Source organism: Brevibacillus sp. M2.1A, assembly GCF_013284355.2.
In the GTDB taxonomy this organism is placed as follows: domain Bacteria; phylum Bacillota; class Bacilli; order Brevibacillales; family Brevibacillaceae; genus Brevibacillus.
The window spans coordinates 4,867,562-4,891,009 of the sequence record NZ_JABSUY020000001.1 but is presented as its reverse complement, the minus strand read 5'-3'; the positions used below and the strand labels follow the sequence as shown (position 1 = coordinate 4,891,009).

Sequence of the window (23,448 nt, the reverse complement as noted above, 5' to 3'; positions counted from 1 at the left end):
AAAGGGACGTAGGTAATTGACAGCAAGAGGGGGATGGGAAATGCGTTACGGAATTATCGGCGCGATGGATGAAGAAATCGCGCTTTACTTGGAAGCGATGCAAGAGACGACTACAGCCACCAAAGCAGGCATTACCTATTACACAGGTAAAATGGAAGGCAAGGATGTCGTGCTGTGCAAATCAGGTGTCGGCAAGGTGAATGCTGCCGTGACGACACAAATCCTTATCGATTCATTCCAAGTGGAACGTGTCATTTTCACAGGTGTAGCAGGAGCCGTTCACCCTGAATTAAATATTGGTGATATTGTAGTTTCGACGGATTGCATCCAACATGATATCGATGTGACACCACTTGGCTTTGAGCCAGGACAGATTCCGTTTACAGAGCAATGGACTTGGCAAGCGGATGCTGGGCTGATGCAGCAAGCGATCGATGCGGGCAAGGAGCTGGAAGCGGGAGTTCAAGTAGTGAGCGGGCGCATCTTGTCCGGTGACCAGTTTGTTGCCAGTCGGGAAAAGGTTCAATGGCTGTATGAGCAATTTGCAGCACACTGCACCGAAATGGAAGGGGCATCTGTTGGACAAGTATGTGCGATGAATGGCGTGCCGTTTGTCGTGGTTCGTTCGATGTCGGATAAAGCAGACGGCTCCGCGCATGTAAACTTCGTGGAATTTACCAAGCTGGCTTCCCAGCGCTCCTACGCGATTGTCCGTAATATGCTGACAGCAACACAAGCATCGACAACTGCCGGAGTGATTGTCTACTCGACGAAAAACTGTGTGGATTGCGACATGGTTAAGAATTGGCTGACAGCAAAAGGTGTTACCTTTGAAGTGCGCGATGTCATGACGAGTCGTGCCTATCAAGAAGAAGTGGAGCGCTTTGGCTTCATGGGTGTGCCTGTTACAGTCGTAGGTGATAAAGCTGTAAAAGGCTTTGCACCGTCTGAGCTGGAAGAGCTGGTGAAATAGAGTTTGGAATAGAAAAAGCGTGCTGACCAGTACCCAAAGGTACGAGGACAGGACGCTTTTTTTCTTACTTCTCTGATCCAGTAGGTGCGTACAGCATCGCACGTTCTAACGTAAGCCGATTTTTTTCCGTGATCTCTGCTCGTCGTGGGATTGTTGGGAATGGTTCGTCAAAAAGCCGAGGTGGCAAGGGCAAATCCGTCTCAGGCTGCCAGCGCTTGAGCCAGGCTTCGGGAAGATCACCGTCCGCAAGAGGCTGATCACTCATCTCACTCCATACCAGTGTCCACGCCCGTGGCACCACCCGCCAAATATCGTAACCCCCACCTCCTACTGCTATCCAACGACCGTCACAATATTCGTGAGCGAGACGGTGAGCAAGGCGAGGAATCGCTTGATAAATTTTCATCGAGCAAGACAAATGGGTGAGGGGGTCGTATGCATGAGCGTCACAACCATTTTGGGTCAGGATGACATCCGGCTTGAAGCCAGCCGCTAGCTTTGACACAAGTTCCTCATATACTTCCAGAAAAGAATCGTCTTCTGTGAAGGCATCGAGCGGAACGTTGACAGAATAACCGTAACCGCTTCCATCACCACGTTCAGACAAATTGCCTGTTCCCGGGAAGAGATACTTTCCTGTTTCGTGAATGGATACAGTCAATACATGAGGGTCATCGTAAAACGCCCACTGTACCCCATCCCCATGATGGGCATCAGTGTCGATATACAACACGCGCGCATTCCAGTTTTTTCGCAAATAAGCGATCGCGACGGAGCAATCATTGTAGATACAAAATCCGGAGGCGCGCCCACGAAAGGCATGGTGCAGTCCACCGGCGGGATTGAAGGCGTGTTCTGCCTGTCCACTCATAACCGCGTCCACTGCGTTTAACGTACCTCCGACGATCAGCGAGGACGCTTCATGCATGTTTGAAAAACAGGGAACATCCTCTGTTCCCAAGCCATAACTGGCTGCCTGCGGAAGCTCGTGTTCACTATGGCCCTGATCGCGAACAAATTGGATATAGCGTGGGTCATGCACCAGGGCGAGTTCTTCATCTGTCGCCGGTCGGGGAGTCAGGATGTCTGAGTCTTGGAGTATTCCGTAACTGCTCATCAGATCGTGTGTGAGGAGCAGACGACGCTGGTTGAACGGATGATCATCATGAAAATAATATTGCGTGTAGTCTGGAGAGTAGATCAGACGAGCATTTCGGCTCACTGGGGTATCCCTCCTTCCGTAGGGCCGATTACGGAAAAGCCTTTTTCAAGGAGCAATTGCGTCACGATACGCGGATCAATGGTCTGTACCCGAAAAACAAGGTTCTTTTTCGCCGGCTTTTTCCCAGGAAAGACCACGACGCTCGTGACATTTACCTGTGCATCGCGAAACACTTGACTGACTTCTGCCAGCATGCCGACGCGGTCGTCTACTTCTACTTCGATATGGGAGCTAGGTTTATTAACGCCGAAAAGTTCGATCAGGCTAGAGAAAAGATCCGATTCCGTGATCAATCCTACGAGCCGATTCCCTTCGACGATGGGTAGAGAGCCGATTTTGTGCTCGTATAGTTGGAGGGCTGCGTCTTCGATGAAATCCAGTGGATGGGCTGTGATGACTTGTTGATTCATGATATCGGCTACAGGCTTGTGCAGGACGGTGTCATCATCGTCATGTGTGAGCAGGCGAGAGGGGAGAGCGTCTCGCAGGTCGCGGTCCGAGACAATGCCTACGAGTGAGTCGTTTTCAATGACAGGCAAATGCCTGATTCTGTTTGCACGGAGGAGAAGAAGTGCTTCTCCGATTGTAGTGGAAGGCTGGATCGTGACAATTTTTTTCCGCATAATCTCTTCAATACGCATAAGAGTGACCTCCTGGAATCAAAAGGCATCCAAACTAGTAAAGAAAACGATTTTGAAACCGCATAGCATCAAAGGCAACGATTGTTTCTGGCGGTACACGCTTGCCGATTTTGGCCATCAGACAGTTGGCGGGATGTGAGCATATTTCCGGGTCGTCTGTCGCCATCCAGCTCAGGCCTGCGCTACCCATGACCTTTTCCATGACCTTTCTGTATTGCCATACATCGAGTCCTGTTCCTTTCAGGTCCCAATGCCAATAATACTCCGTTGTAATAATGACGTAGTCTTCCATGGCGTCGTCCAAGAAGGCGACTTCCAGCAGCTTTTTGCCTACGCCACCTGCTCTCACTTTATGACTGATTTCAATCGCACCCAACTCCAGTAAATCGGGCAGTTGGGCTTGTGACCATCGCTCCAGTGGATCGGGGTGCAGAAAGGTCACGTAACCGAGGACGAGGTCTCCTTCGCGTGCAATAATAATGCGCCCTTCAGGCAAATCAGCGATTTCGATGAGAGCTTCGTGTTGCTGTTCAGGGATACGAAAAGCTTTCAGTCCTTCATCAAAGCGTAATGAGGCTAGATAACTTCCTGTAATCGGTCCTTCGACGAGCAGCTCCTTGTTGTTCACCATTAGGCTCAATGAATGATAGCGTTTGACGTGCTCCATCAGTTCCCCCCCTTACGTTTGTAGAAAAACAGAGATGGCGTCTAACCATCTCTGTCAGTTGTCATTCCAGTTTATTCTGTGGTGTTGGCAGTTACGATGTTAGAATGTGGCGATTCTCCGTAACTGTTGACTGCGGTAATGTAATAGTTGCTGCCATTCGGTACTTCTGCCGCGTGTGTAAAGCTTGTGCTAGAGACAGTGCCGAGTAGCAAATAGCCGCTTGCTGAGTCAGGGCTGAAATATACGTTGTACATCTGCTCAGACGAGCTGCTTCCTTTCCACTTTAGCTGCCAACCGTTAGGTGTATTTTTGATAGACAAGGATTTTGGAGCAGCAGGTAGTGAAGTGGAATCTGTGTTTGTATTCGTGCCTCCTGATCCATCTGCTGGGTTCGTCTCCGTTCCGCCTGGATCTGTTTGACCATTCCCGTTATTGTTTATCGGATTCGGGATGCCTGTTTCCGAACCTTGATTTGGATCAGGCAACTGCCATGTCTGTGATGAACCGACAGAAGCGATTGCGGAAGGCTGCGATTCATGGCCGGCGATATCCACAGAAGTGACATAATAGCCTAAATCTCGATGGATTGCAGTCGTATCGGCAAAAGTCAATTCCGATGGATCTTTCACAGTCGCTACTTTGACAAAGCCGTTCTGAACATCAGCACGGTAGATGCGATAACCGACCAAGTCAGCTTCTTTGGCTGACTGCCACGTAAGCGTAACTTGCTTGCCTGAGCCTGTAGCTGTTACACCGCTTGGCGAAGATGGTGCGCCACCTGTCTCTGTGCGAGGATCTTCCCTGTCAGGCAGACGCTGCTCCCAATCTGGTGGTTGGGTGGCGACTCTGCTGTTTTTCGCTTGAATTTGCTCCTTGGTAGGAAGCGGATCAGGTGAGCGGTAGAAGACGCCTTCAGTAACAAAATCTTCAGGTGTCCCTTCCTTCGCCAAATACCGTTCGCCATTATAAGTAATGACGCGTGCTTTTTGGTGGGTATCGTCCACCTTCCTCGGAACGAATTTGCTGTTGAACAAATCAGTGATCAAATGGCCAGCTTCTTTCGAAAGCTCACTTGGCAAAAGACCTGATTTCGAGTCAACAGTCGCGCTGACAATTCCTGCCGGCTTTTTAAAGGTGGAATCAGGAGGTGAAAGGTTCGGATGCTTCGCAATGACATCCTTCATGACCTTACCCCATACGACCATCGGAACATATTTGTCCGCGTCTGGCATTGGATATGGCTCGTCAAAGCCAACCCATACCCCCATGGACAGCTCTGGCGTGTAACCGACGAAATAGAGGTCGTTGCTGTTGTTCGTTGTTCCGGTTTTACCTGCCACATCGACTTTGCGCGGCACGTATTTGCGGATGTGTGTGCCTGTACCGTTATTGACAACGGAACGCATCATATCCGTGATCAAGTATGCTGTTTGCTCGCTGTACACTTGCACTGGTTTAGTCTCATGTCGGTAAATGACTTTTCCGGTGCTATCTTCAATTCGGTCAATCAGATAGGCATCCACGAAAGAACCGTGATTTGCGAATGTCCCATAGGCGTTTGTAATTTCCTCAACAGTTGTTCCGTAGGTAAGACCGCCAATTACACCAGTTGCTGCATAGTTGTCAGCCTCTACCAATGTAGTGATTCCCATTTTCTTTACGTATTCGAGAGCCGTTGGAATGCCAACTTTCAAATACGTCTTGATCGCCGGAATGTTCCAGGACATCCGCAGCGCTTCGCGGGCACTCATCATCCCTTGCCATTTGTTGTTCCAGTTCTTAGGTAAATGAGAACCGTTCTGGCCGTCAGCGAGTAGCACGGGAGCATCATCGATTGGGGATGCTGGCTGGAGCAATCCCAGTTCAAAAGCAGGAGCATAAGCGGCAAGTGGCTTCATGGCCGAACCAGGCTGACGAGGTACAGTGGCGTGGTTTGTCTGTTCCACCTTGAAGTCACGTCCCCCGATCATTCCGAGGATGGCTCCTGTTTTGTTGTGAATCAGCATTGCACCGACTTCTTCCAGAGCATTTTCGATTTTCTCTGTTTTGCCGTTAGAGCGGCGAATCGTATAGGTGCGATTCTTACCGAAGTTTTTCGGATCGGCTGCAACAGCCTGCATGATGTCATATACGCTCTTGTCGATTGTGGTATGTATTTTGTACCCTTTTCGCAGTATGTCGCGACGTTTCTCTTCAACGAGCTGTCGGTATTCGTTGCGGCCGATGGTTGATTTGTCTCGTCCTTTTTCCAAGAGGTCTGCATCCACAAGTTGACGTGCGGCACGATCTTCAATTTCCATCATCAAGAATGGTACTTCCCGATAAGCTTGCTGCGTCGGTTTTGCTAGCTGTGCCTTCAAATCACTGGCGAGAGCTCCATCGTATTGGGTTTGTGTGATGTAGCCATTTTCCAGCATGCGATCCAACACCATTTCTTGGCGTTCCTTCCCGCGCTGATAGCTTTCTGCACGGAACGGAGAGTAGGCACCTGGGTTTTGAATCATGCCCGCAAGATATGAGCCCTCAGCAAGCCCCAGCTCTTTTACATCTTTGCCAAAAATCCCTTTTGCGGCAGCCTGAACGCCGTATACGTTTGATCCGTTGGCGTTTTTTCCGAAGTAAATTTCGTTCATGTAGGCTTCCAGAATCTGATCTTTGGAAAACATGCGCTCGATTCGAATCGCGGTAAAGATTTCACGGGCCTTACGGGTGTGGCTAACTTCAGCAGAAAGGATTGTATTTTTTACAAGCTGCTGTGTAATCGTACTACCACCTGTGACGACAGGCTGGTTGGTAATTTCCTGAATCGCTCCGCGCATGGTAGATTGAAGCGAAACTCCAGAGTGGTGGTAGTAGGTTTTGTCTTCAGTTGCGATGATGGCATTAATCAAATAGGGAGAAACGTCTGCTTTCTTCACTAAACGTCGATCGCCTTCTTCGGCCCGCAATTGGCCAATCAGAGAGCCGTCGTTGTAGTAGGCGAATCCAGTCAGATAGTTGGTGAAGATTTTATTCTCCAGTTCCTCCTTGCTGCGCACAGGCTCGTCCTTCACGAGTGCGGCAACATAACCTGTCACGATTCCTCCCGCGACTGCAGCTCCCATAAGCCCTAGCACGAAGACGATTTGGAAGATGATCCAGAACGTTCTACCGCGGCTTCTGCGTCGCTTTTTCTTCGTCGGTTCAGAGGAAGATGTGTGGTTATTCGACATAATCTACGACCCCCTAGCATACCCCCTGATTATACCATACGAGGAACCTAGAGGATAGAAAATGCGCAGGAGATAGCAAAATGTGTCAAAAAACGTTGGAAGTTGTCAACGGCATGTGATTGATTGCGTTTTACAGACATTATTAAGCTTATAGAGTGGCATGAGAAAATAGATTTCATAGGAGGAGACAATTGAACACAGCAATCAGAAAGATGAATTCATCCGAGAGGTGTTGGAGCTGGAGAAAGCGTGGCGTAAAGCAAATACATAAAAAAGAGCAGGCCGACAAGCGGCACTACTCTTTTTCTTTTTATCCTCAGACGATTAACGGCTGTAGAACTCAACGATCAGAACTTCGTTGATTTCAGCTGGCATTTCTTCACGGTCTGGCAGACGAGTGAAGGTACCTTCAGCAGCAGCATCGTTGAATGTAACGTAGTTCGGCAGGAAAGTGCGGCTTTCCAGAGCGTCCTTGATCAGTTGCAGACCACGGGACTTTTCACGAATGGAGATTACATCACCCGGTTGTACGCGGTAGGATGGGATGTTTACTTTTTTGCCGTTTACCAGGAAGTGACCATGGTTTACCAACTGACGAGCAGCTGGGCGAGTTGGAGCAAAGCCCATGCGGTATACCAGGTTGTCCAGGCGGGATTCCAGCAATTTCATGAAGTTTTCGCCCACTACGCCAGCCATTTTGCTAGCATTGTCGAAAGTGCGGCGGAATTGTTTTTCGTTAAGGCCAAACATGTGGCGCAGTTTTTGCTTTTCTTGCAACTGGATTCCGTACTCGCTCAGTTTACGACGGTTGTTGTGACCGTGTTGACCTGGAGGGAAGTTGCGTTTGATGTCTTTTCCTGTACCATCGAGGGAAATACCCAGACGACGAGCCAGTTTGTGACGAGGTCCTGTGTAACGTGACATGTTTTCATTCTCCTTTAATATGGATTCGCAGGTGTTTACTTCCGGCAGGTTAGTTCCTACTTTATCTACACGAACTTCGGACGGTAGCGTTTCCGCATCGTGCTCCTCACAGATGATCAGCCGCAGTCTGTAAAGGGAGGGAACTAAGAGGGTACATCCTTCCGTTTTTACCTACAATCAATGCTACCCTGTACACATACATTCAATAATACTAGGCGCGTCATAGTAAAGTCAAGGGAAAAGAAGCGCGCCATCCGCCGCAAGAAGTGGGATGGATGGCGCTTTTTGGGTTTTATTTTCGCAACAAAGTAACCGGACCGTCTGGATTATCCCGTTTTTCGAGGAAACGGGTAAAGGTAATGGCTGCATCGGCACGAGGGACGAGGCTCTGCGGCTGGAACTTCTGCTTATCGGTCGGCACAATACCGAGTGTAGTCGCGATAATGATCGAACCGCGGTACTTCGAATTGGCAATGTCTGAGAGCCCGGACTGAAACATGCCAGGGAAGTCCGTCAGTTTTTTGTAACCGAGTGCACGAACAATCATATCCGCGAGCTCTTCACGTGTAATCGTCTCATTTGGGTTCAGCTTGGAAGCATTTTTATCGAGAAGTCCGCGATCAACAGCACCTTCCACGGCTGAGAAGAAGCGGGAGCCATTTGCCACATCGCTATAGGTGGCCTTGCGTTCCAGAGAGTACTGTGGATAGTTTCTGCCTTGGTTGAGACTGATCATGAGCATCTCAATCATTTCGCCACGTGTGATCGGTTTTTGCGGCATAATATTGCCGTTTTCAAGTGTGAGTGCGTCGTATTCATACATCAGCAAAAGTTCCTTCTCTGCTGGATGTCCTTCCAAATCGGCAGGAGCCGGACGATGCAGTGCAATCGTTTTGCCAGTAGAGGTGGAGCTCCACTCGCCTGTTACAGCGTCAAGGTAATACGGCTGCTCAAATGGCGTAATGGTCGCCCGATAAACGATCTTGGCGGTTCGCTTCGGTGTGTAGGAAGGCTGCTCTTTTGCGCGTTTGGCATCCTCAGGAGTAAGAGGGACGAGGGCGTATACTTCCTCTGCTTTTGTCTCGGTCCACCACTTCTCGCTCGCTTCGGCAGCAGGCAGGTGCTTGGGAACTTGTGTCGGGTATGTTTCGTTGCCCAAATCAGCGCTGTAATTCAGCAGATCGCCTGTTTCTATGTCAAACGTGAAATGGGCAGAGCCGCTAGCTGCAGCAATTCCATTGATAAAACGCTCAAATCGGATCTGCGTCCGCTCGGAATCAACAACGGGTTGATTTTCTTCCTCAATACGTTCTGTCCAGTAAAGCTGGTGGGCCATGGTTGGAGCCAGTTCGCGAATCGCTTCCATCGCTTTTGCTTTGAATTTTTCCATATCTGGTTTTTTAGTAGCGGTTGTTTTTTCTTTATGGCCGCGGAAGTCCTTGTTCAATCGGTAGATGTCGCCGGTTACAGCATCCACGGAGACATACGCAAATCCGTCTTCGCTATTGCCTTTTTCGCCGAATTCGAGATCCCAGACAGGGCGATTGCCACGGAAGTCTTTTTCATTGTAATTGGCAGAACGAAGCTCGTAGTTGGACAAATTCAATGTTTTCAATGCCCATTGTACAGCTTCCTCTTGGGAGAGCGGTTGTCCGCTGCGGCGTGCAGGAAGGACTTTGCTGCTTACAGGCTCAGGATCTTTCGGTGCTTGATACGAGGTCAACGATTGTGTCATTGCTTTACCAGTCTCCGCATCAATATAAAAGGTGAAGGGATTCATATAACCTAGGGATGGCTTGTTGTTTTGCGTCTCCATTCGCTCCCACGGCAGCAGGTAAACTGGTTTTGGATTCGCTTGTTCTTTAAACAGTTTCTCGGCTTCGTCCTCTGAGATTTTCGTATCCGTATCCTCGAAAGTCACGTCGTTCCAGGACAGAGAATAGTTGGTCACAGTACCGGAAGCATCTACGGTGATTTCTGCGCCGTTGTCGGGAAAGAGAATGCCATCCACGTCACGAACAAAACGGAAATTATAGAAGACTTCTGCGTTCAGCGGAGTTTTTGGCTCTGGCATGTCGCGAGTATATAGTCTTGTTTCCGCTGCTTTTCCTGCATTGTTTTTCTCCAAAAAACGCTTCGCCTGCTCTTGCGCCTCTGTATAGGAAATTCGCTTTGCATAGGGAAGCGAAGATGCTCCCTGCTCATGACGCGAATAGGAAGTCAGCTCGCCTGTATTGGCGTGGATACTGACGCTATATGATAGAAGGACTTTGCCGTTTTCCGGATTTTTCTTCACCCAACTAAACGACCATTCAGGAAATGGGCGCCAGCTATCCGCTGAACGAAATGATACATCTTGCACTGTCATCCCGGCGGTAGGCACTATTTTTGTAGCGAGTGCCAAGGCAGCTTCCTTGGAGAGCTTTGCTTTGGCTTGTGCCACGGAGTCTGCTTGTGACACAGTAGTCGCCATATTATTGGTACTCACATGAGGTGATTGTGCATGCGCTTGTGCGACAGGCAGCAACAGACTGGCAGATAGAACAAATGAGCTAGACCGAATGATCCACGGTTTCATAGGAACCCCTCCAACGATGTCATATTCTTCTTATCACCTCTGACGAGGGGAAGTAAAAGTTCGTTTCAGTTCAAATCCATAAAAAAAAGCTCCCGGTATTTGCAGAAAGGAATGAAATATAGGAATTTTGTACCAAATGTTTTTTTATCAATCTAGAATTGTGAACATGCATCTTATATAATAAGAAATACTATCCATAAGAATACAGAACGGTAAGGAGATAAATCGTTTTGGAAACCATCATGTATCTCATTCGTCATGGAGAGACGGAGTGGAATCAGGTTCGCCGTATACAAGGCCACAGTGACATCGCATTGAACGAGCTCGGGGTACGCCAGGCCGAGCAAGTAGCAGACAGGTTCCAAGGCGAGACGATTCACGCTTTTTATTCGAGTGATCTTAGTCGTGCGCGCGATACGGCTGCCAAGATTGCTGATAACTTCCAATCCTCTGTTTCAACGCGGCCAACCTTGAGAGAGCGCTGCTATGGGGAGTGGGAGGGGCTCACCTATGAAGAAATACGTGAGCGATTTGAGAATCAGGATGAGGCCTCCTGTGGAATCGAGACATTCGAAGACATGCAGCGTCGAGCGGTAGCTGCCATGACAGAAATAGCAGGAAGCCATCCAGGTGAGGCGATTGTCGTTGTCTCGCATGGCGGTCTCATTAATAGCTTCTTGCATTATGTGACGGTAGGAGAACAAGGAACGGGGATTACACGTATCGATAATACCGGTATTACGATATTTCGGTATGTAGATCGCAGGTGGGAAGTTCTATCCGTTAATGATACAGACCATTTGAAAGCTTGAGAAAATGCTGAGAGAGGGAGTTTCTCGTGTCAAGTAAAATGTTGGGGAAGTTAGAGACGGTCTTTTCCTACACGGCCCATTTTATCTTACAATCTTGGCCGGAAAAGCGCCCAGGCATCCTTTTCTTGACAGATTCCGGGGGCCGCGTAATCAACTTCATGGAAATGCAGGTTGGTCCATCTCGGAATTCTCAAGGGCTTACCCTGCAACACGATGTATCGATTGGTAAAGTCTTTGATTTTGTTGTAGAGGCACTTTCTTCCAAAGAGATCGTAGTCAAAACGAGAAGTGAAACAAATAATGTGTGTGGAGCCTTTCCTTTGTGTGAAGAAGATGGAAGGGTTCGAGCTGTCATTGGCATAATAGCGCCCACAGATCAGATCCACTTCGATTTGTCATCCTACATGCGCGGGCTAGAGCCGTTGATTCGCATGGGATATGATGCTTATATTCAACACGTGACCAGCCAGATTGTCATGGATTTGACGCTGCATGATACGGCCAAAGAGCTGCTGCAAAGCTTGACGGGTCAGATTAGTGACATTATCCAAAAAGGCTATTGTTCGGCCGTTAAGCTCGCTGACAATGCCACATTGATTCCACAGGAGAGCGTAACAACGCAAGTGGCCGAAGGTGGACAAACCCACATTGCCCAACTGGTTTCGAGATTCGGTACGGCGCCAATCATGCCATCCATTTTGGATGACCACAGGCTTGTCGTCGTGCCTGTCTCCTTGAACCAAACGCCGCTCTACGCATTGTTTTTGCATCTGCCACCCGAAGAAACAGATTGCGTGTACGATGAACGGGATGTAGCTTTTTTGCAGGAAGTAGGCGCGAAGGCAAGCGTTGCGCTTTGGCGTTCGATCATGTCGGACGACCTGCGTCGTGAAGCGAGCAAAAAAGACTTGTTGTATCAGTTGATGTCTAAGATTCAGGCATCGATTGATGTGAATGATGTTTTGCATGAAATCGTGACGAGCATTCCCAGCCTTTATCCGTACTTGTCAGCAGAGCTTTTCCTGACGGTTGAACCCAATGCAACCACCCCGGTCAAACAGCTATCTTTTCAAGAAGTAGAGCCGTCGACCAGTACCAAGGCCTATTTGGAAGGACGTCTCATTGCCGAAGAAGTGGGAGAAGGGGAGCAACAGGTGACGGTGATCGCAGCGCCGCTCTTGGGCAAGCAAGGCATCTACGGAGTTTTGCAAGTGACATCCGATCAGCGAATCACCTTGAATCAGCATGAAAAGGATTACATCTCGATCTTGGCGGATACTGCTGGCACTGCGTTTGAAAACGCACAGCTCTATCAGCAATCGCGCAATTTAATTCGAGAATTGCGTTTGATTAATGAGATGGCACGCCAGTTGAACAGAAGTCTTGATTTAAAGGAAATTCTCGATTTTGTTACAACCATGATGCGGGCTACTTTTGATGCGGAGTTTTGTGCTATTTTGCGAAAAACGCCAGGAGAAGATTGCTTCGATGTGCTCTCTTCCTCCATACCAGCATTCAATGGCCAGGCTATCAATTCTAATGAAAAGCCATTTCAGCAAATCTTGCAAAACAAGCAGGCATTGTTGCTTGCTCAGCCAGGGGCAGGACCGCTTCCTTTTTCGCTCTTTTCGTGCTGTTCCTTCATGGGGGTTCCACTCGTTGTTGAAGGTGAGATTAGTGGAGTCCTTTTAGTCGCAGATTCCCGTTATCATTTTTTTAGTTTTGACGACTACAAACTCCTCGAAATCTTTGGCCAGCACGCGAGCTTGGCAATGACCAACGCGGTCCTGCATAATGAAATGGAACGAATGGTCATTACGGATAATTTGACAGGTCTGTACACGAGAAGACATTTGAATGAACGAGTAAGAGGATCATTACAAAAAGACAACAATGGCTCGTTGATCTTGATCGATATTGATTATTTTAAGAACGTGAATGATACGTTTGGTCATCAGGTAGGGGACGAGGTACTGATTCAGGTCTCCAATCTGATTCGACATAGCATTCGAGACAGTGATATCGCGGCAAGATGGGGCGGAGAGGAACTCGCTGTTTATTTGCCGCGTGTGGACAAAAACACCGCGCATTCCGTGGCAGAGCGCATACGGGAATGCGTCGAGCAGGAGACGTCTCCACAGGTCACGATCTCCTGCGGACTAGCGAAATGGAGCAGGGAGATGGATGTAAACCTGAGTGTAGAAGCGCTGTTCCATCAAGCAGATATAGCTTTGTATGAAGCCAAAAATTCAGGTAGAAATCAAGTTGTTCTCGCCTAGAGCCAAAACAATGGCTCTTTTCTCTTTTCGGAAAAAAAGGCAAAAAACTTGAGAGGTAGATAAAAAATGACAACAAATGATGGCAAGCAAAGGATCGCGATGCAAGTAGCACCTGATATTTATTGTCTGGAAATACCTACTCCTTTTGATGTGGGGGCAGTAAACGTTTACTTGCTAAAAGGGGAGCGCTTGACCTTAGTTGATGTGGGCCCATTGACCGACGCTGCGTGGGTGGCCTTAACAGAAGGCTTAGAATCGGTTGGGGTAAGCGTGCAAGAGATCGATCAAGTCATACTGACGCATCATCATGTGGATCATTGCGGGCAGTTAGAAAAAGTACGGGAGCGATCGGGAGCGAAGACATTTGCCCATCCGCAGGCAACACCTTATGTACAGCAGGATGAGCAGTTTATGACTTTTCATGATCAGTTTTTCGAAGAGCTGTACATCCAGAGCGGTGTGCCAGAAAAAATGATGGTCATTATCTCGAAATTCCACAAGCTGATGAAGACGTTTTCTGCGCCAAGCCAGATTGACTTTCATCTGAAGCATGAGCAAAAGGTGCCGTACCTGGAGGACTGGCAAGTACTGTATACGCCGGGACACAGCCAAAGCCATCTGTCGTTGTATCGGGCAAAGGATCAAGTCATGATTGGTGGAGACCATATCATTAAGCGCATTTCATCCAATGCGTTTATTGAACCACCCCGGAATCGTACGAGTACAAGACCACTGACTTTGATCCAATACCGCACAGCGCTGCAAATGTGTGCGGACATGGAGATCGAACAAGTCCTGAGTGGACACGGTGAACCGGTTTACAATCATCGAGAGCTCATACTCACTCGTCTGCAAAAGAACTGGGAGAGAACAGACATGCTCCGCAGGCTTCTTGCAGATGGAGAAAAGACAGCTTTTGAACTGAATGCTCTCTTATTTCCGGGCTTGTACCAAAAAGAATTGCCATTAACGCTATCCGAGACATTGGGGCACATCGATTTGTTGATGATTCTCCATCAGATTGAAGTGAGAGAGCAGGATCGAGTCTTGTATTACCACCTGTAAAACCTAATCGCGCAAGAGAGGCTTGCAAGTAGAATAAGCCTATTCCTCCCCGGAAACGCTAAAAGGGACTATTACCCTGGGACCTCACATGAGGCTGACCTAAGGGTAACCGAGGGAGGGTAGCATCGATGCAGAAGTATTGGCCCATTTGCGTGATGGCTCTAGCGTGTACAGTTGCTGTGGGTGGCTGTAACCAAATGAGAGTGAAGCAGGATGCGAATACAACGTTTGAGCAGGTGCGTGACAAGTTCGATGCACAAAAATCGTATGCGTTCTACGGCCAAACCAAGCTGTTGACGGCGAACAGTGCCAATGCGAACATGGTTAACTTTTCGGGAAGAAAAGACGGAGAGGCTGTTTACATGAACGTGAAGCTCTCCGTACCAGAGGAAAACAGAGTGGACAACCTATCCTTGCTCAGCCAAGGGGACAAGCTGTACACCAAGGATGGACAAAACGAAGGCTGGAACCATGTTGCAGGAGATAGTCCGGCCCTGCATCAAGAAATGAACAACTGGAACCCCATTGCTTCGTTTCAGCAAATAGACGATATGAAACGAAACGTCCGGATGTTGCCTGATGACAATCCAAAAGACGATTTTGAGGCGATCGGAGTGGTATTGGATTCTGCCAAACTAAAGAGCTGGCTTGTTACCCAAATGCAAGAACAAACAAAGTCGGGAGCAAAAGTCCAATCGATAGCAGGGCGAGAAAAACCCTACATACCGAAGCTGAAGATAGCGATGTCACTCTCGGAAGGCAATTGGAGAGGAACGCCTGCCCATCATTCCGGACCCACGATTCAGTCCAAGAAGAAGGTGGACGTAAACGAGCTCGTGAACCAGATGGAGGTGGAGGCAGAGTACACGATTCACTACAACAAAAAAACGATGCTCCCCACGAACATGACGATGTCAATCCGATCTTCGTACGATTTGAACGATCAGCGTGTAAAAGAGCATACGCAAGTAGAAACATATTTGCAGCAATATGGAACGGTAGCCCCCATCATAGCTCCAACGGAAAAAAGCAAATAGGAAGTAAGAGTAATCAAGTGAGACGTTCCTCTTGCAAAACAGACAGGAGCGTCTTTTTTCTGTCAGGGAAAATTAAAAAGATAAGGTAACGTACTCGATACTTTTTACGTACTTCTTATGTGGAAGAAAATCTATGCGGTAGCGGTTTTTTTCGGTGGAATCAGCATTGTGAGAAGGAATCATGGAAAACATTGTCGAACTTACAACAAGACTATCTTTTTTCGTCGAATAATCTGTACAATGGGAAAGATGCCTGATGGATCAGACGAAAATGCGTATTTTATCCGCAGCAGCGAAGCTTTTTGATGTTCATGGCTACAAAGGAACCTCCGTAAGACAAATTGCCTCTGTTGCTCAAGTAAATTCCGCGCTGATTTCCTATCACTTTGAAGGGAAGCAAGGAGTCCTGGAGACGCTGATTGCTTCCTACTTTGAGACGTTGTTTCGCCTTTTGGAAGAACTGGAAAACGAGCAGGAAAACATCCCTGCCTATCAACGATTGGAACAAGTTGTGCAGCTGTATTTGCAATTTCAATGTGAGCATGCGCCTATCACACGTTTGATTCACCGTGAGCTGAGCGTAGAATCCATGCTTGCACGTGAAGTGATGACACTGTATATGAGCCGATGGAAGCACGGGCTTTCGCGTGTGATCGAGGGCGGTGTCGTCTCGGGTGAGTTTTTGCCCGTCTCTATTGATCGTACAGTACTGGCTATGACGAGCCAGATGATATATCCATTTTTGCAACCACAAATGGTTCGCCAGGTCTATGATCTGGAGCCATCTTCCGAGGATTTCGTCCAATGGCTGCAAACCTCGATTATGTGTTATCTGCGAGGTTCTTTGCTGCCCGCTTAGGCGTGGCCTCTCCCAATGAATGATTCTAGTAAGGGGATGTATGACAAGTGAAACGAAAACTATTCATGCTCTGTTTGGCAGGCATGTTGTTATATACGAATCCGGCTTATGCAACGCCGTTTCCAGATAAAAAAGACGAAGTTGTTCAGGACGCTGACAACTATTTGAAAAAAGAAGACAGAACGGCCTTTGCAAATTCTTTGAACGGGATACCCGGCAGCTACAAAGTCGTGGTAGTGGAAAGCACTGCACCGGAAGCTGAATCTCCAGATATTTACGCGCAAAAGCTGTTTGACAATTACAATTTGGCCGATGATGCACTGATGATCGTACTTGACATGAACACCGAGCAGCTGGGGATTTATGCCGGTCCTTCATTGCAGGAAAAAGGTGCCACGATGGCAATGCTGCATGAAAAGATCGCGTCTTTTTATGACGCATTCCGCACACAAAAGCAGTATTTGACCGGTATACAAACTGTAATCGCGGAAGTAAACAGGGAGCTTAGCCGTATTGAAAGCAAGCAAGCAACAGCAAAACCGGATGCGACCGACGCTAGTAAAGCGGGAGAGAGCGAAAGCAGTAGCACACTCGGAGGGATTCCCTGGTGGATCTATCTGGTTGGTGCGGTATTTGCTGGGCTATCGATCGGTTTGATTTACGCAATGATCAGACGTCGTGCTATTTTTGCCCAAGTAGACGATGTAGAGGATTGGAAGGAAGAGCTCGTTGAGAAGATCAATGTCATTGAGGTGGAAAAACCGCTTCGCCGTTCCAGCGGCATGACAGAAGTACGTTACCACCACTTGGCTGACAAAAAAGAAAACCTGCTGCGCATTCGCATCCCAGATGTGGAAATGATGATTCTCGATGCAGAAGAGGCTTGCGATCGTTTCCGTTTTACATTGGCACTTGGCATGCTGAATGAGGCGAGAGAGGCCATTTCAAAAATTGAAGAAGAGCTTGATGAGCTGAAAACTGACACTTCCAAAGTGGCCGTTACCAAGCAAGAAAACAAGGTTGTTGTTCCTGAGATCGGAAAACAAGTGGAACAGATGGAACGACGCTTGTCCGATTTGCGCTTGGAGTACGGATTGTCTTTCCATGAATTGAAAGCATCGCTGGATGAAGTAGACACGATGCGAAAACTCGTGAAAACAGCGCGGGCGGCAGGGGATGACATTGCCGCCTACGAAACCACACAAAAAGCTCAGCAAGTCTTGGAGCAGGTAGGACAAGCGATGGAGCTCATTCCAAAGCTTGTGCAACGCGTGAAAAAGGAATTGCCGGAAGAATTCAAGCATCTGGAGGAAGGAATTGAGCAGGCCGTTCGTGACGGCTTTCAATTAAAGCAGGATTCCTTTGACAATGCTCTTTTGCAGGCAAAGCAATTGGTCATGTCTGCGAAGAGCGCTTTGGAAGAGGGAAGCCTGGAAATGGTGTTGACCCATGTCAAAGCGTTCGAAGTGCTCATTGATGCGACGTATCAAGCGATAGAAGATGGTGTTCTTGCTCGTGATGAAGCCGCAGCGACGGTGTATGCAGAAGTTGAATCGGAACCACAAGCAGAAGTGAATCAAGGTAAGGATGAAAAAGAATTTGTGCAGGAAGAAAAGAGAGCAGAGGTAGGAGAGGCGGAACAGGATGATTCCCTACAGCAAGTAGCTGCGACATCCGCGCCTGTGGAGCCGGAGATTCGTACACCTGAGCCGACTCTGGCTAGCGAGACCGCGCATTCTAACAGCGAAGAAGATCCTGCAAAGCCGACGCCTTTCCAGCAGACGAAAGTGGAGGAAGAGCAAGCGGTTCGAGGAAAAGCCTCTGAGCTGAGTGAAGCTGAACGTTCCGTGTTGTTGCAAGCAATTCCTCAGCTTTTCAATAAAAAAGCACAAAAGCCAGCTCCAGCAGCCAAAGCGGAGGAGCCTGTGTACGAAGAAGAAGAGTATGAACTGGTCATGCCGAAGAGTCAGCCTGAACAGGAAGAGATGATTCTGGAAGAAGAAGAGCAAGCGTATTTGGTCATCGAAACGGAAGACGATGCGCTGGATGAACTGGAGCGAATTTCTAACACATTAGTCCGACTCCGTCAGCAAATCAAGCGCAGCTACTTGCCGGGCATTCCGGATCAATTGAAATACATGTTTGAAGAAGTCGTGCAAACGTTGGGCCGCGTGCAAATGATCATGGAACAGTACCGCTATGATCTGGAAGAGGTGGCCATGTTGATCCAGGACGCGAGTGATTTGGTCGGCGAAACAGAGCGGATGGCAGAACGGATTATCACAACTTGTCAGATGGCTGAGGGTGCCATTCAGTATACAAACCGTTATCGTCGCCAAAATCGCCAGGTCAATGATTTGTTGACGAAGGCAGAGATATCATTTCGACAACTGGCTTTCGCAGAAGCCTACCAGCTTGCGGAGGAGGCACGTCTGGTAATCGAAGGCGCACCAACCGAAGATGACAACGGTTGGCTTCTCCGTCGTAAGAAAAAGGGATGAGCCAGATGATGGTCTTTCCTCTCTTCTTACTGGCAGTTGGCATACTCGTCATGGTGCAGCCGCGGACAAAACGTTGGCAATCGCGGATGAACGCTTATTTTCAGGGAGACGAAAGGCGCGTCAAGCAGCGTGCCAATACGTTCTTTCTGTTGGGTCTAGGCTTTTTGCTCGCTGGATTTGCGTATTTGTTCCGCCTTGTTGGATAAACCGATAATCAATGATAAAGCACCTGCTATGAAAAGATGGACTTGCCGTCTTTTGTAGCCGGTGCTTTTTGGTGGGCAAAAAAAAGAAGCATCGCTCACGCAGGCGATGCCCCATCTAGGAAGATAAAGGGAGTAAGGTCTGTTAAACCAGCACATTACAACTAGGGGGGAGTAATGTGCTGATTTCTCTTTTCATGAAAAGAGAACCTGATTCATAGTTTCCCCAATCCTTCATAACCTAAACGTCATTCTCGTAAAAAAATTCAAATGCTTCCTGCGCACTATGCGTACCTGCAGAATGGCCAGACGAAAAGGCGATGGTGATGTTGTAGCCGCCGGTATGGGCGTGGACGTCCATGACCTCTCCAGCAAAATATAACCCATCCATGAGTTTGGATCTCATCGTACGTGGATCGATCTCTTTTACACTCACACCGCCACCTGTAATGAACGCTTCCTCGAGAGAGAGCGTCCCCGTAATGGTAAGTGGAAAAGCTTTGATCAAGCTCGTGAACTTGCTCCACTCCTGTTTCTTCATATGGCTGTAGGTCGTTTCATCCGAAATTCCTGCCATGGCAAGCAAGAGTGGGATAATCCGTTCGGGCAGGAAGCCTTTGATTGCATTTTTTACTGCCTTTTTTGGCTGTTCCTCGATCAGTTGCCAGCTTTCCGACATGATTTCCTCGGCTGTTTTGTCAGGCATGAGATCGATCGTCAGAGATAGAGGAACCACTCCGTATTTTCGTTGCGACACAGAGACATAATGTCCCATGCGCAGAGAGGCGGGGCCTGATATTCCGAAATGAGTGAAGATCATGTCGCCTTCCTGTGTATTTATCTTTTTCCCATTGGGCGCGTACAACGTCATCGTGATGTCACGCAGCGACAGACCCTGGATCGATTTATCGCGAATAAAAGAGTCATTGGCTGTAAGCGGTACTTCAGTAGGATACAGTTCTGTGATTGTATGCCCGGCTGTTTTCGCCCAAGCATAGCCATCGCCTGTAGATCCCGTCTGTGGTACAGAACAACCCCCAACGGCAATAATCACACAAGGTGCGGTAATTTTTTCACCAGACTGGAGCATGATGCCACCGACTCTGCCTTCCGAATAGAGCACTTCTTTTACAGGGGCATTTAAATGAATACTGGCACCTCTTTGCTTCAACAAATCAATCAACGCTTGGGCGACTGTCACGGCTTTATCTGTGACCGGAAACATGCGACCGCGATCCTCTTCTTTTAACGAGACCCCCAACTCCTCAAAAAACTGGATAATCTCTCGGTTGCCGAATTGGGTGAGAGCACTGTACATGAAGCGGCCATTTCCCGGCATTTGTTTGATCAATTCATCTTGTTCCTTCGCATTGGTTACATTGCAACGACCGCCGCCAGATATGATGAGCTTGCGTCCGAGCTTTGAGCCTTTTTCCACGAGACAAACTCTTGCTCCTTGGCCAGAAGCAGCAATAGCAGACATCAACCCAGAGGGGCCGCCGCCGATGATGATAACGTCATACTTGTATTGTGATCGATTCATTTCATTCTCGTCCTTTGTTGTGTAGGGTTGGGCAACCACCATTTTACCACAACCTGCGCACCCGGCGCGCAATTCTAGCTAGGATAGAGAGGATGAGACACCTAAAATATCAGTCAACGGCTGCTTTTCTAAGACGTAACGAACGATGGATTCATCTCGGATGATATTCGTAACGACATAACCTTTGGCAAAATAGACCGTAAACAATTCGCGGGTCATCTCTCGCCACATGGAAGCGACGGTCATATCAGCTCGTTTAACATCCTGGAAGAAGGCAGGGACAGGCAGCAGCACGATAGGCTCTTCGCGTGACAAGTCGATTTCGACAGGATATGGAATACCATTCTTGATTTCCAGACGCAACAGGTCTGGCGCCTGTTCTAAAGAGGGAGTAAGGTTCTTTCCTGCCTGACGGGATTCCACACGATCGCTTCCGATCATCCATTCCACGAGGAAACGGTCTGTCGGCAGTCCGCGATTAAAGTCGTCATCGAGCTCTCCGTAGCAGTTTGGCAAATAGGTTCGAACAATTCCGCCGAGCTTGGCGATGTTCAGAACACCGTTTACCGTCTCAAGCGGGTCGTACGTCCATGTAATTTTGGAATAGCCTGCTGCTGCCGCTTCTTCCTTTTGCAGCCATTTCATTTGTACACCTAGCCCTTGCTTGCGATACTCTGGCAAAAAGCCGAGCATGTGCGAACAAAGATGGGGTTCTCCGTTGGTAAAGCCCGGGAAGCTGTACAAGAAGCCGATCATTTCCTCGCCATCGAATGCCCCTAAAAACAGACCGCCAAACTTTTGCATCGTGAGTGTCATATGGTGAGGAATAGCACTAGAAGGGTCCCATATTTTTCCTTCCATTCCTTCTAATTGCTCAATTTCACTGAATTCGGTCAACTTTCGCAATGTGATTGCCATCTGCTTTTTCCCCCTCAAAACGATTCGTGTTTTTTCTTCATTCGGGACAAGATCTTGCATTCCTGCTTGGAGGTGGTTGCGTCTGAATTCTCTCTCGCGGATAATAGAGAAGGTTAACTGGCATGAAACTAGGGTCGAGGAGGATTTTTGGCGATGGAAAATAAATTTCAAGCTGAACTGTGGAACCGTTTGACGCAGGCACCAGGAGCGCCTGGCTTCGAAGGTCCGGTACGCGAGATTATGCGAGAATACATAAGCAGCTATACGAGTGAACTCATGTACGACAATCTGGGCAGTATTTTTGGCGTTATGCGTGGTGACGAGAACGGTCCCAAAATTATGGTAGCGGGTCACATGGATGAAGTCGGCTTCATGGTGACCCGAATTTCAGATAAAGGATTTATTTCATTTCAGACGCTGGGAGGCTGGTGGGGGCAGGTCCTGCTCGCGCAACGTGTACATATTATTACGGACAATGGACCAGTCGAAGGCGTAATCAGCTCGATCCCGCCGCATGTCTTGAGCGACGATCAGCGTAATCGTCCGATGGATGTACGCAACATGTACATTGATATCGGCGTGGATTCACGAGAGGAAGCCGAACAGGCAGGAATACGGGCTGGCCAGCAAATCGTACCGGTTTGCCCGTTGCAGGTCATGGCCAATCCGCGCCGTATCATGGCTAAAGCATGGGATAATCGCTATGGTTGCAGTTTGGCAGTGGAGCTCGCAAAAGAGCTGCATGAAAACCCAAATCATCCGAATGTCGTCTACGTCGGGGCTACTGTACAGGAAGAATTGGCTGGGCAGCGCGGTGCGAAAACTGCCGCTGCGTCCATTGATCCGGATTTGTTCCTGGCATTGGATGCGAGTCCAGCCACAGACATACCAGGGGTAAAAGATGATGGCGGCAAGCTCGGCGGTGGACTGTTGATGCGCATCTACGATCCGATGTACGTCATGCCGGTAGGATTGCGTGAGCTTCTTATCTCCACGTGCGAAGAAGAGAACATTCCATACCAGATTTATGTAGCAAAAGGCGGGACGGATGCAGGTGTCGTTCAGTACCATGGCAAGGGAGTACCGTCTGCCGTTATTGGAATTCCGTCCCGTTACATTCACAGCCATGCTTCGATCATTGATCGCGAGGATTACGAGGCAGCCAAGCGTCTCTTGTTCAGTGTCATTCGCAAGCTGGATCGTGCGACCTGGGAATCTATTTTGCCCAGATAAACGGTAGGAAGAATATTGTTGAGTGAGTAGAAAGCGGAGGAATGCTTTTGAACGCGATCATATTGTATACACGGCGTCAGGGCGAAGCTACGTCCTTTGAGTTTAATGTGTTTGATAATCAATTTGCTACGGAGAATCTGGCAGTGCGCAAGGTGTTGATGGCAATGCTTGCAGCCGTTTCCAACAAATTGACCGATCTGGAAGTGGAATACAACGACAGCCTACTGGTGGAAAAGGTCGGGGCGAAGCGTGCCGGTGAACTGCTTCGTTTTCTTGGGGCAACAAAAGAGAACATGAGGGAAAATCAGAGCAATGGTGTAGTTGTCAGCCGGATCTTTCATGCGCCTTTTACACAGGAGCACTATGAATACTTCTACAACCTGACGGACATCGCACAACTGTCACACTATCGCTTGAAGGAGGGCAAAGAAGATCGCATCGTGTTTTATTTCACACGCTATCTCCAACTCATTACGCCCGATGAAAAGTCCCGCCAAGCATTTTTGGACAGATTAGAAGAATTTTCTTTGCCGTACAAGCTCGTACCGATTGCGTAAAGGAAACGAAAAAAGTCATTTTGCCCTTGCATGAAGGCGCAAAATGACTTTTTTCATTGATTACCTAAGGGTTAGGTGGAAGGACGATTTGGCCCCTCCAGTTTTTTGTCTCCATAGCCCGGCGCATCGTTTTGAACGTTTTTGGGCTGACGATTGCGTTCGTCTGGTCGATTTTGCTGTACAGAGGAATCCTTGTTTTGCTTGGTCATGTAACTACCCCTTTC

19 protein-coding genes are annotated in these 23,448 nt (G+C 48.4%); 10 read left to right on the top strand and 9 right to left on the bottom strand.

From position 1 onward, the window contains the following. Window positions 1-40 precede the first annotated feature (40 nt). On the top strand, window positions 41-973 hold the full coding sequence (locus tag HP567_RS23385; RefSeq protein ID WP_173612386.1) for a 5'-methylthioadenosine/adenosylhomocysteine nucleosidase: 933 nt from the start codon (window positions 41-43) through the stop codon (window positions 971-973). Between the two features lie 64 nt (window positions 974-1,037). Here HP567_RS23385 and HP567_RS23380 read toward each other — a convergent pair whose 3' ends face one another. The 6 genes from HP567_RS23380 to HP567_RS23355 form a co-directional block, all read right to left on the bottom strand. Further along, window positions 1,038-2,195: an acetoin utilization protein AcuC gene (locus tag HP567_RS23380; RefSeq protein ID WP_173612385.1), complete on the bottom strand. Its 1,158-nt coding sequence runs from the start codon at window positions 2,193-2,195 to the stop codon at window positions 1,038-1,040. Then, a complete protein-coding gene (locus HP567_RS23375) occupies window positions 2,192-2,836 on the bottom strand; it encodes a CBS and ACT domain-containing protein (protein WP_173612384.1) in 645 nt (214 codons plus the stop codon). The genes HP567_RS23380 and HP567_RS23375 overlap by 4 nt, the downstream gene beginning before the upstream one ends. A gap of 34 nt (window positions 2,837-2,870) precedes the next feature. Beyond that, window positions 2,871-3,503, bottom strand: coding sequence for an N-acetyltransferase (locus tag HP567_RS23370; RefSeq protein ID WP_173612383.1), 633 nt, complete (start codon window positions 3,501-3,503; stop codon window positions 2,871-2,873). Window positions 3,504-3,574: 71 nt separating this feature from the next. Then, a complete protein-coding gene (locus tag HP567_RS23365; protein ID WP_173612382.1) occupies window positions 3,575-6,715 on the bottom strand; it encodes a penicillin-binding protein 1A in 3,141 nt (1,046 codons plus the stop codon). A gap of 324 nt (window positions 6,716-7,039) precedes the next feature. Further along, window positions 7,040-7,639 (bottom strand): 30S ribosomal protein S4, encoded by a 600-nt coding sequence (gene rpsD / locus HP567_RS23360; protein ID WP_016742106.1) that lies wholly within the window; start codon window positions 7,637-7,639, stop codon window positions 7,040-7,042. Between the two features lie 292 nt (window positions 7,640-7,931). Continuing rightward, entirely contained in the window at window positions 7,932-10,217 is a 2,286-nt protein-coding gene (locus HP567_RS23355; protein WP_173612381.1) for a YcdB/YcdC domain-containing protein, read from the bottom strand. A 230-nt stretch (window positions 10,218-10,447) separates the two neighbouring features. Here HP567_RS23355 and HP567_RS23350 point away from each other — a divergent pair, with 230 nt between their 5' ends. From HP567_RS23350 to HP567_RS23320, 7 genes are all read left to right on the top strand, one after another. Continuing rightward, window positions 10,448-11,029 (top strand): histidine phosphatase family protein, encoded by a 582-nt coding sequence (locus tag HP567_RS23350; RefSeq protein WP_173612380.1) that lies wholly within the window; start codon window positions 10,448-10,450, stop codon window positions 11,027-11,029. Between the two features lie 38 nt (window positions 11,030-11,067). Next, entirely contained in the window at window positions 11,068-13,308 is a 2,241-nt protein-coding gene (locus HP567_RS23345; protein ID WP_173612393.1) for a sensor domain-containing diguanylate cyclase, read from the top strand. 66 nt (window positions 13,309-13,374) lie between these two features. Continuing rightward, window positions 13,375-14,373, top strand: a complete 999-nt coding sequence (locus HP567_RS23340) for an MBL fold metallo-hydrolase (RefSeq protein ID WP_173612379.1) — start codon at window positions 13,375-13,377, stop codon at window positions 14,371-14,373. Between the two features lie 128 nt (window positions 14,374-14,501). Then, the gene (locus tag HP567_RS23335) at window positions 14,502-15,410 is read left to right on the top strand and encodes a hypothetical protein (protein WP_173612378.1); all 909 of its coding nucleotides are present in this window, start codon (window positions 14,502-14,504) and stop codon (window positions 15,408-15,410) included. A gap of 256 nt (window positions 15,411-15,666) precedes the next feature. Continuing rightward, window positions 15,667-16,269, top strand: a complete 603-nt coding sequence (gene refZ, locus HP567_RS23330; RefSeq protein ID WP_173612377.1) for a forespore capture DNA-binding protein RefZ — start codon at window positions 15,667-15,669, stop codon at window positions 16,267-16,269. A 47-nt stretch (window positions 16,270-16,316) separates the two neighbouring features. After that, window positions 16,317-18,770: a septation ring formation regulator EzrA gene (locus tag HP567_RS23325; protein WP_173612376.1), complete on the top strand. Its 2,454-nt coding sequence runs from the start codon at window positions 16,317-16,319 to the stop codon at window positions 18,768-18,770. After that, window positions 18,767-18,976 carry a hypothetical protein gene (locus HP567_RS23320; protein WP_173612375.1) on the top strand — a complete coding sequence of 70 codons (210 nt, stop codon included), beginning with the start codon at window positions 18,767-18,769 and terminating at the stop codon, window positions 18,974-18,976. The genes HP567_RS23325 and HP567_RS23320 overlap by 4 nt, the downstream gene beginning before the upstream one ends. Window positions 18,977-19,214: 238 nt before the next feature. Here the strand turns inward: HP567_RS23320 and HP567_RS23315 are convergent, their stop codons facing one another. Then, the gene (locus tag HP567_RS23315) at window positions 19,215-20,516 is read right to left on the bottom strand and encodes an NAD(P)/FAD-dependent oxidoreductase (RefSeq protein WP_173612374.1); all 1,302 of its coding nucleotides are present in this window, start codon (window positions 20,514-20,516) and stop codon (window positions 19,215-19,217) included. A 78-nt stretch (window positions 20,517-20,594) separates the two neighbouring features. Beyond that, window positions 20,595-21,434 (bottom strand): GNAT family N-acetyltransferase, encoded by an 840-nt coding sequence (locus HP567_RS23310; protein WP_173612373.1) that lies wholly within the window; start codon window positions 21,432-21,434, stop codon window positions 20,595-20,597. Between the two features lie 153 nt (window positions 21,435-21,587). Here HP567_RS23310 and HP567_RS23305 point away from each other — a divergent pair, with 153 nt between their 5' ends. Together HP567_RS23305 and HP567_RS23300 are read left to right on the top strand one after the other, a co-directional pair. After that, window positions 21,588-22,667, top strand: a complete 1,080-nt coding sequence (locus HP567_RS23305; RefSeq protein WP_173612372.1) for a M42 family metallopeptidase — start codon at window positions 21,588-21,590, stop codon at window positions 22,665-22,667. A gap of 41 nt (window positions 22,668-22,708) precedes the next feature. Then, window positions 22,709-23,224: a hypothetical protein gene (locus HP567_RS23300; protein WP_173612371.1), complete on the top strand. Its 516-nt coding sequence runs from the start codon at window positions 22,709-22,711 to the stop codon at window positions 23,222-23,224. A 71-nt stretch (window positions 23,225-23,295) separates the two neighbouring features. Here HP567_RS23300 and HP567_RS23295 read toward each other — a convergent pair whose 3' ends face one another. Next, window positions 23,296-23,433, bottom strand: coding sequence for a hypothetical protein (locus HP567_RS23295; RefSeq protein ID WP_167402441.1), 138 nt, complete (start codon window positions 23,431-23,433; stop codon window positions 23,296-23,298). Window positions 23,434-23,448 lie beyond the last annotated feature (15 nt).

Excerpts from the sequence above, each read along its gene's own strand:
- HP567_RS23310 (WP_173612373.1), bottom strand. The coding sequence starts at position 21,434 with ATGGCAATCACATTGCGAAAGTTGACCGAATTCAGTGAAATTGAGCAA.
- HP567_RS23385 (WP_173612386.1), top strand. The coding sequence starts at position 41 with ATGCGTTACGGAATTATCGGCGCGATGGATGAAGAAATCGCGCTTTAC.
- rpsD (WP_016742106.1), bottom strand. The coding sequence starts at position 7,639 with ATGTCACGTTACACAGGACCTCGTCACAAACTGGCTCGTCGTCTGGGT.
- HP567_RS23375 (WP_173612384.1), bottom strand. The coding sequence starts at position 2,836 with ATGCGTATTGAAGAGATTATGCGGAAAAAAATTGTCACGATCCAGCCT.
- refZ (WP_173612377.1), top strand. The coding sequence starts at position 15,667 with ATGGATCAGACGAAAATGCGTATTTTATCCGCAGCAGCGAAGCTTTTT.
- HP567_RS23340 (WP_173612379.1), top strand. The coding sequence starts at position 13,375 with ATGACAACAAATGATGGCAAGCAAAGGATCGCGATGCAAGTAGCACCT.
- HP567_RS23300 (WP_173612371.1), top strand. The coding sequence starts at position 22,709 with ATGCTTTTGAACGCGATCATATTGTATACACGGCGTCAGGGCGAAGCT.
- HP567_RS23305 (WP_173612372.1), top strand. The coding sequence starts at position 21,588 with ATGGAAAATAAATTTCAAGCTGAACTGTGGAACCGTTTGACGCAGGCA.
- HP567_RS23365 (WP_173612382.1), bottom strand. The coding sequence starts at position 6,715 with ATGTCGAATAACCACACATCTTCCTCTGAACCGACGAAGAAAAAGCGA.
- HP567_RS23370 (WP_173612383.1), bottom strand. The coding sequence starts at position 3,503 with ATGGAGCACGTCAAACGCTATCATTCATTGAGCCTAATGGTGAACAAC.
- HP567_RS23355 (WP_173612381.1), bottom strand. The coding sequence starts at position 10,217 with ATGAAACCGTGGATCATTCGGTCTAGCTCATTTGTTCTATCTGCCAGT.
- HP567_RS23335 (WP_173612378.1), top strand. The coding sequence starts at position 14,502 with ATGCAGAAGTATTGGCCCATTTGCGTGATGGCTCTAGCGTGTACAGTT.
- HP567_RS23345 (WP_173612393.1), top strand. The coding sequence starts at position 11,068 with ATGTTGGGGAAGTTAGAGACGGTCTTTTCCTACACGGCCCATTTTATC.
- HP567_RS23320 (WP_173612375.1), top strand. The coding sequence starts at position 18,767 with ATGAGCCAGATGATGGTCTTTCCTCTCTTCTTACTGGCAGTTGGCATA.
- HP567_RS23315 (WP_173612374.1), bottom strand. The coding sequence starts at position 20,516 with ATGAATCGATCACAATACAAGTATGACGTTATCATCATCGGCGGCGGC.
- HP567_RS23295 (WP_167402441.1), bottom strand. The coding sequence starts at position 23,433 with ATGACCAAGCAAAACAAGGATTCCTCTGTACAGCAAAATCGACCAGAC.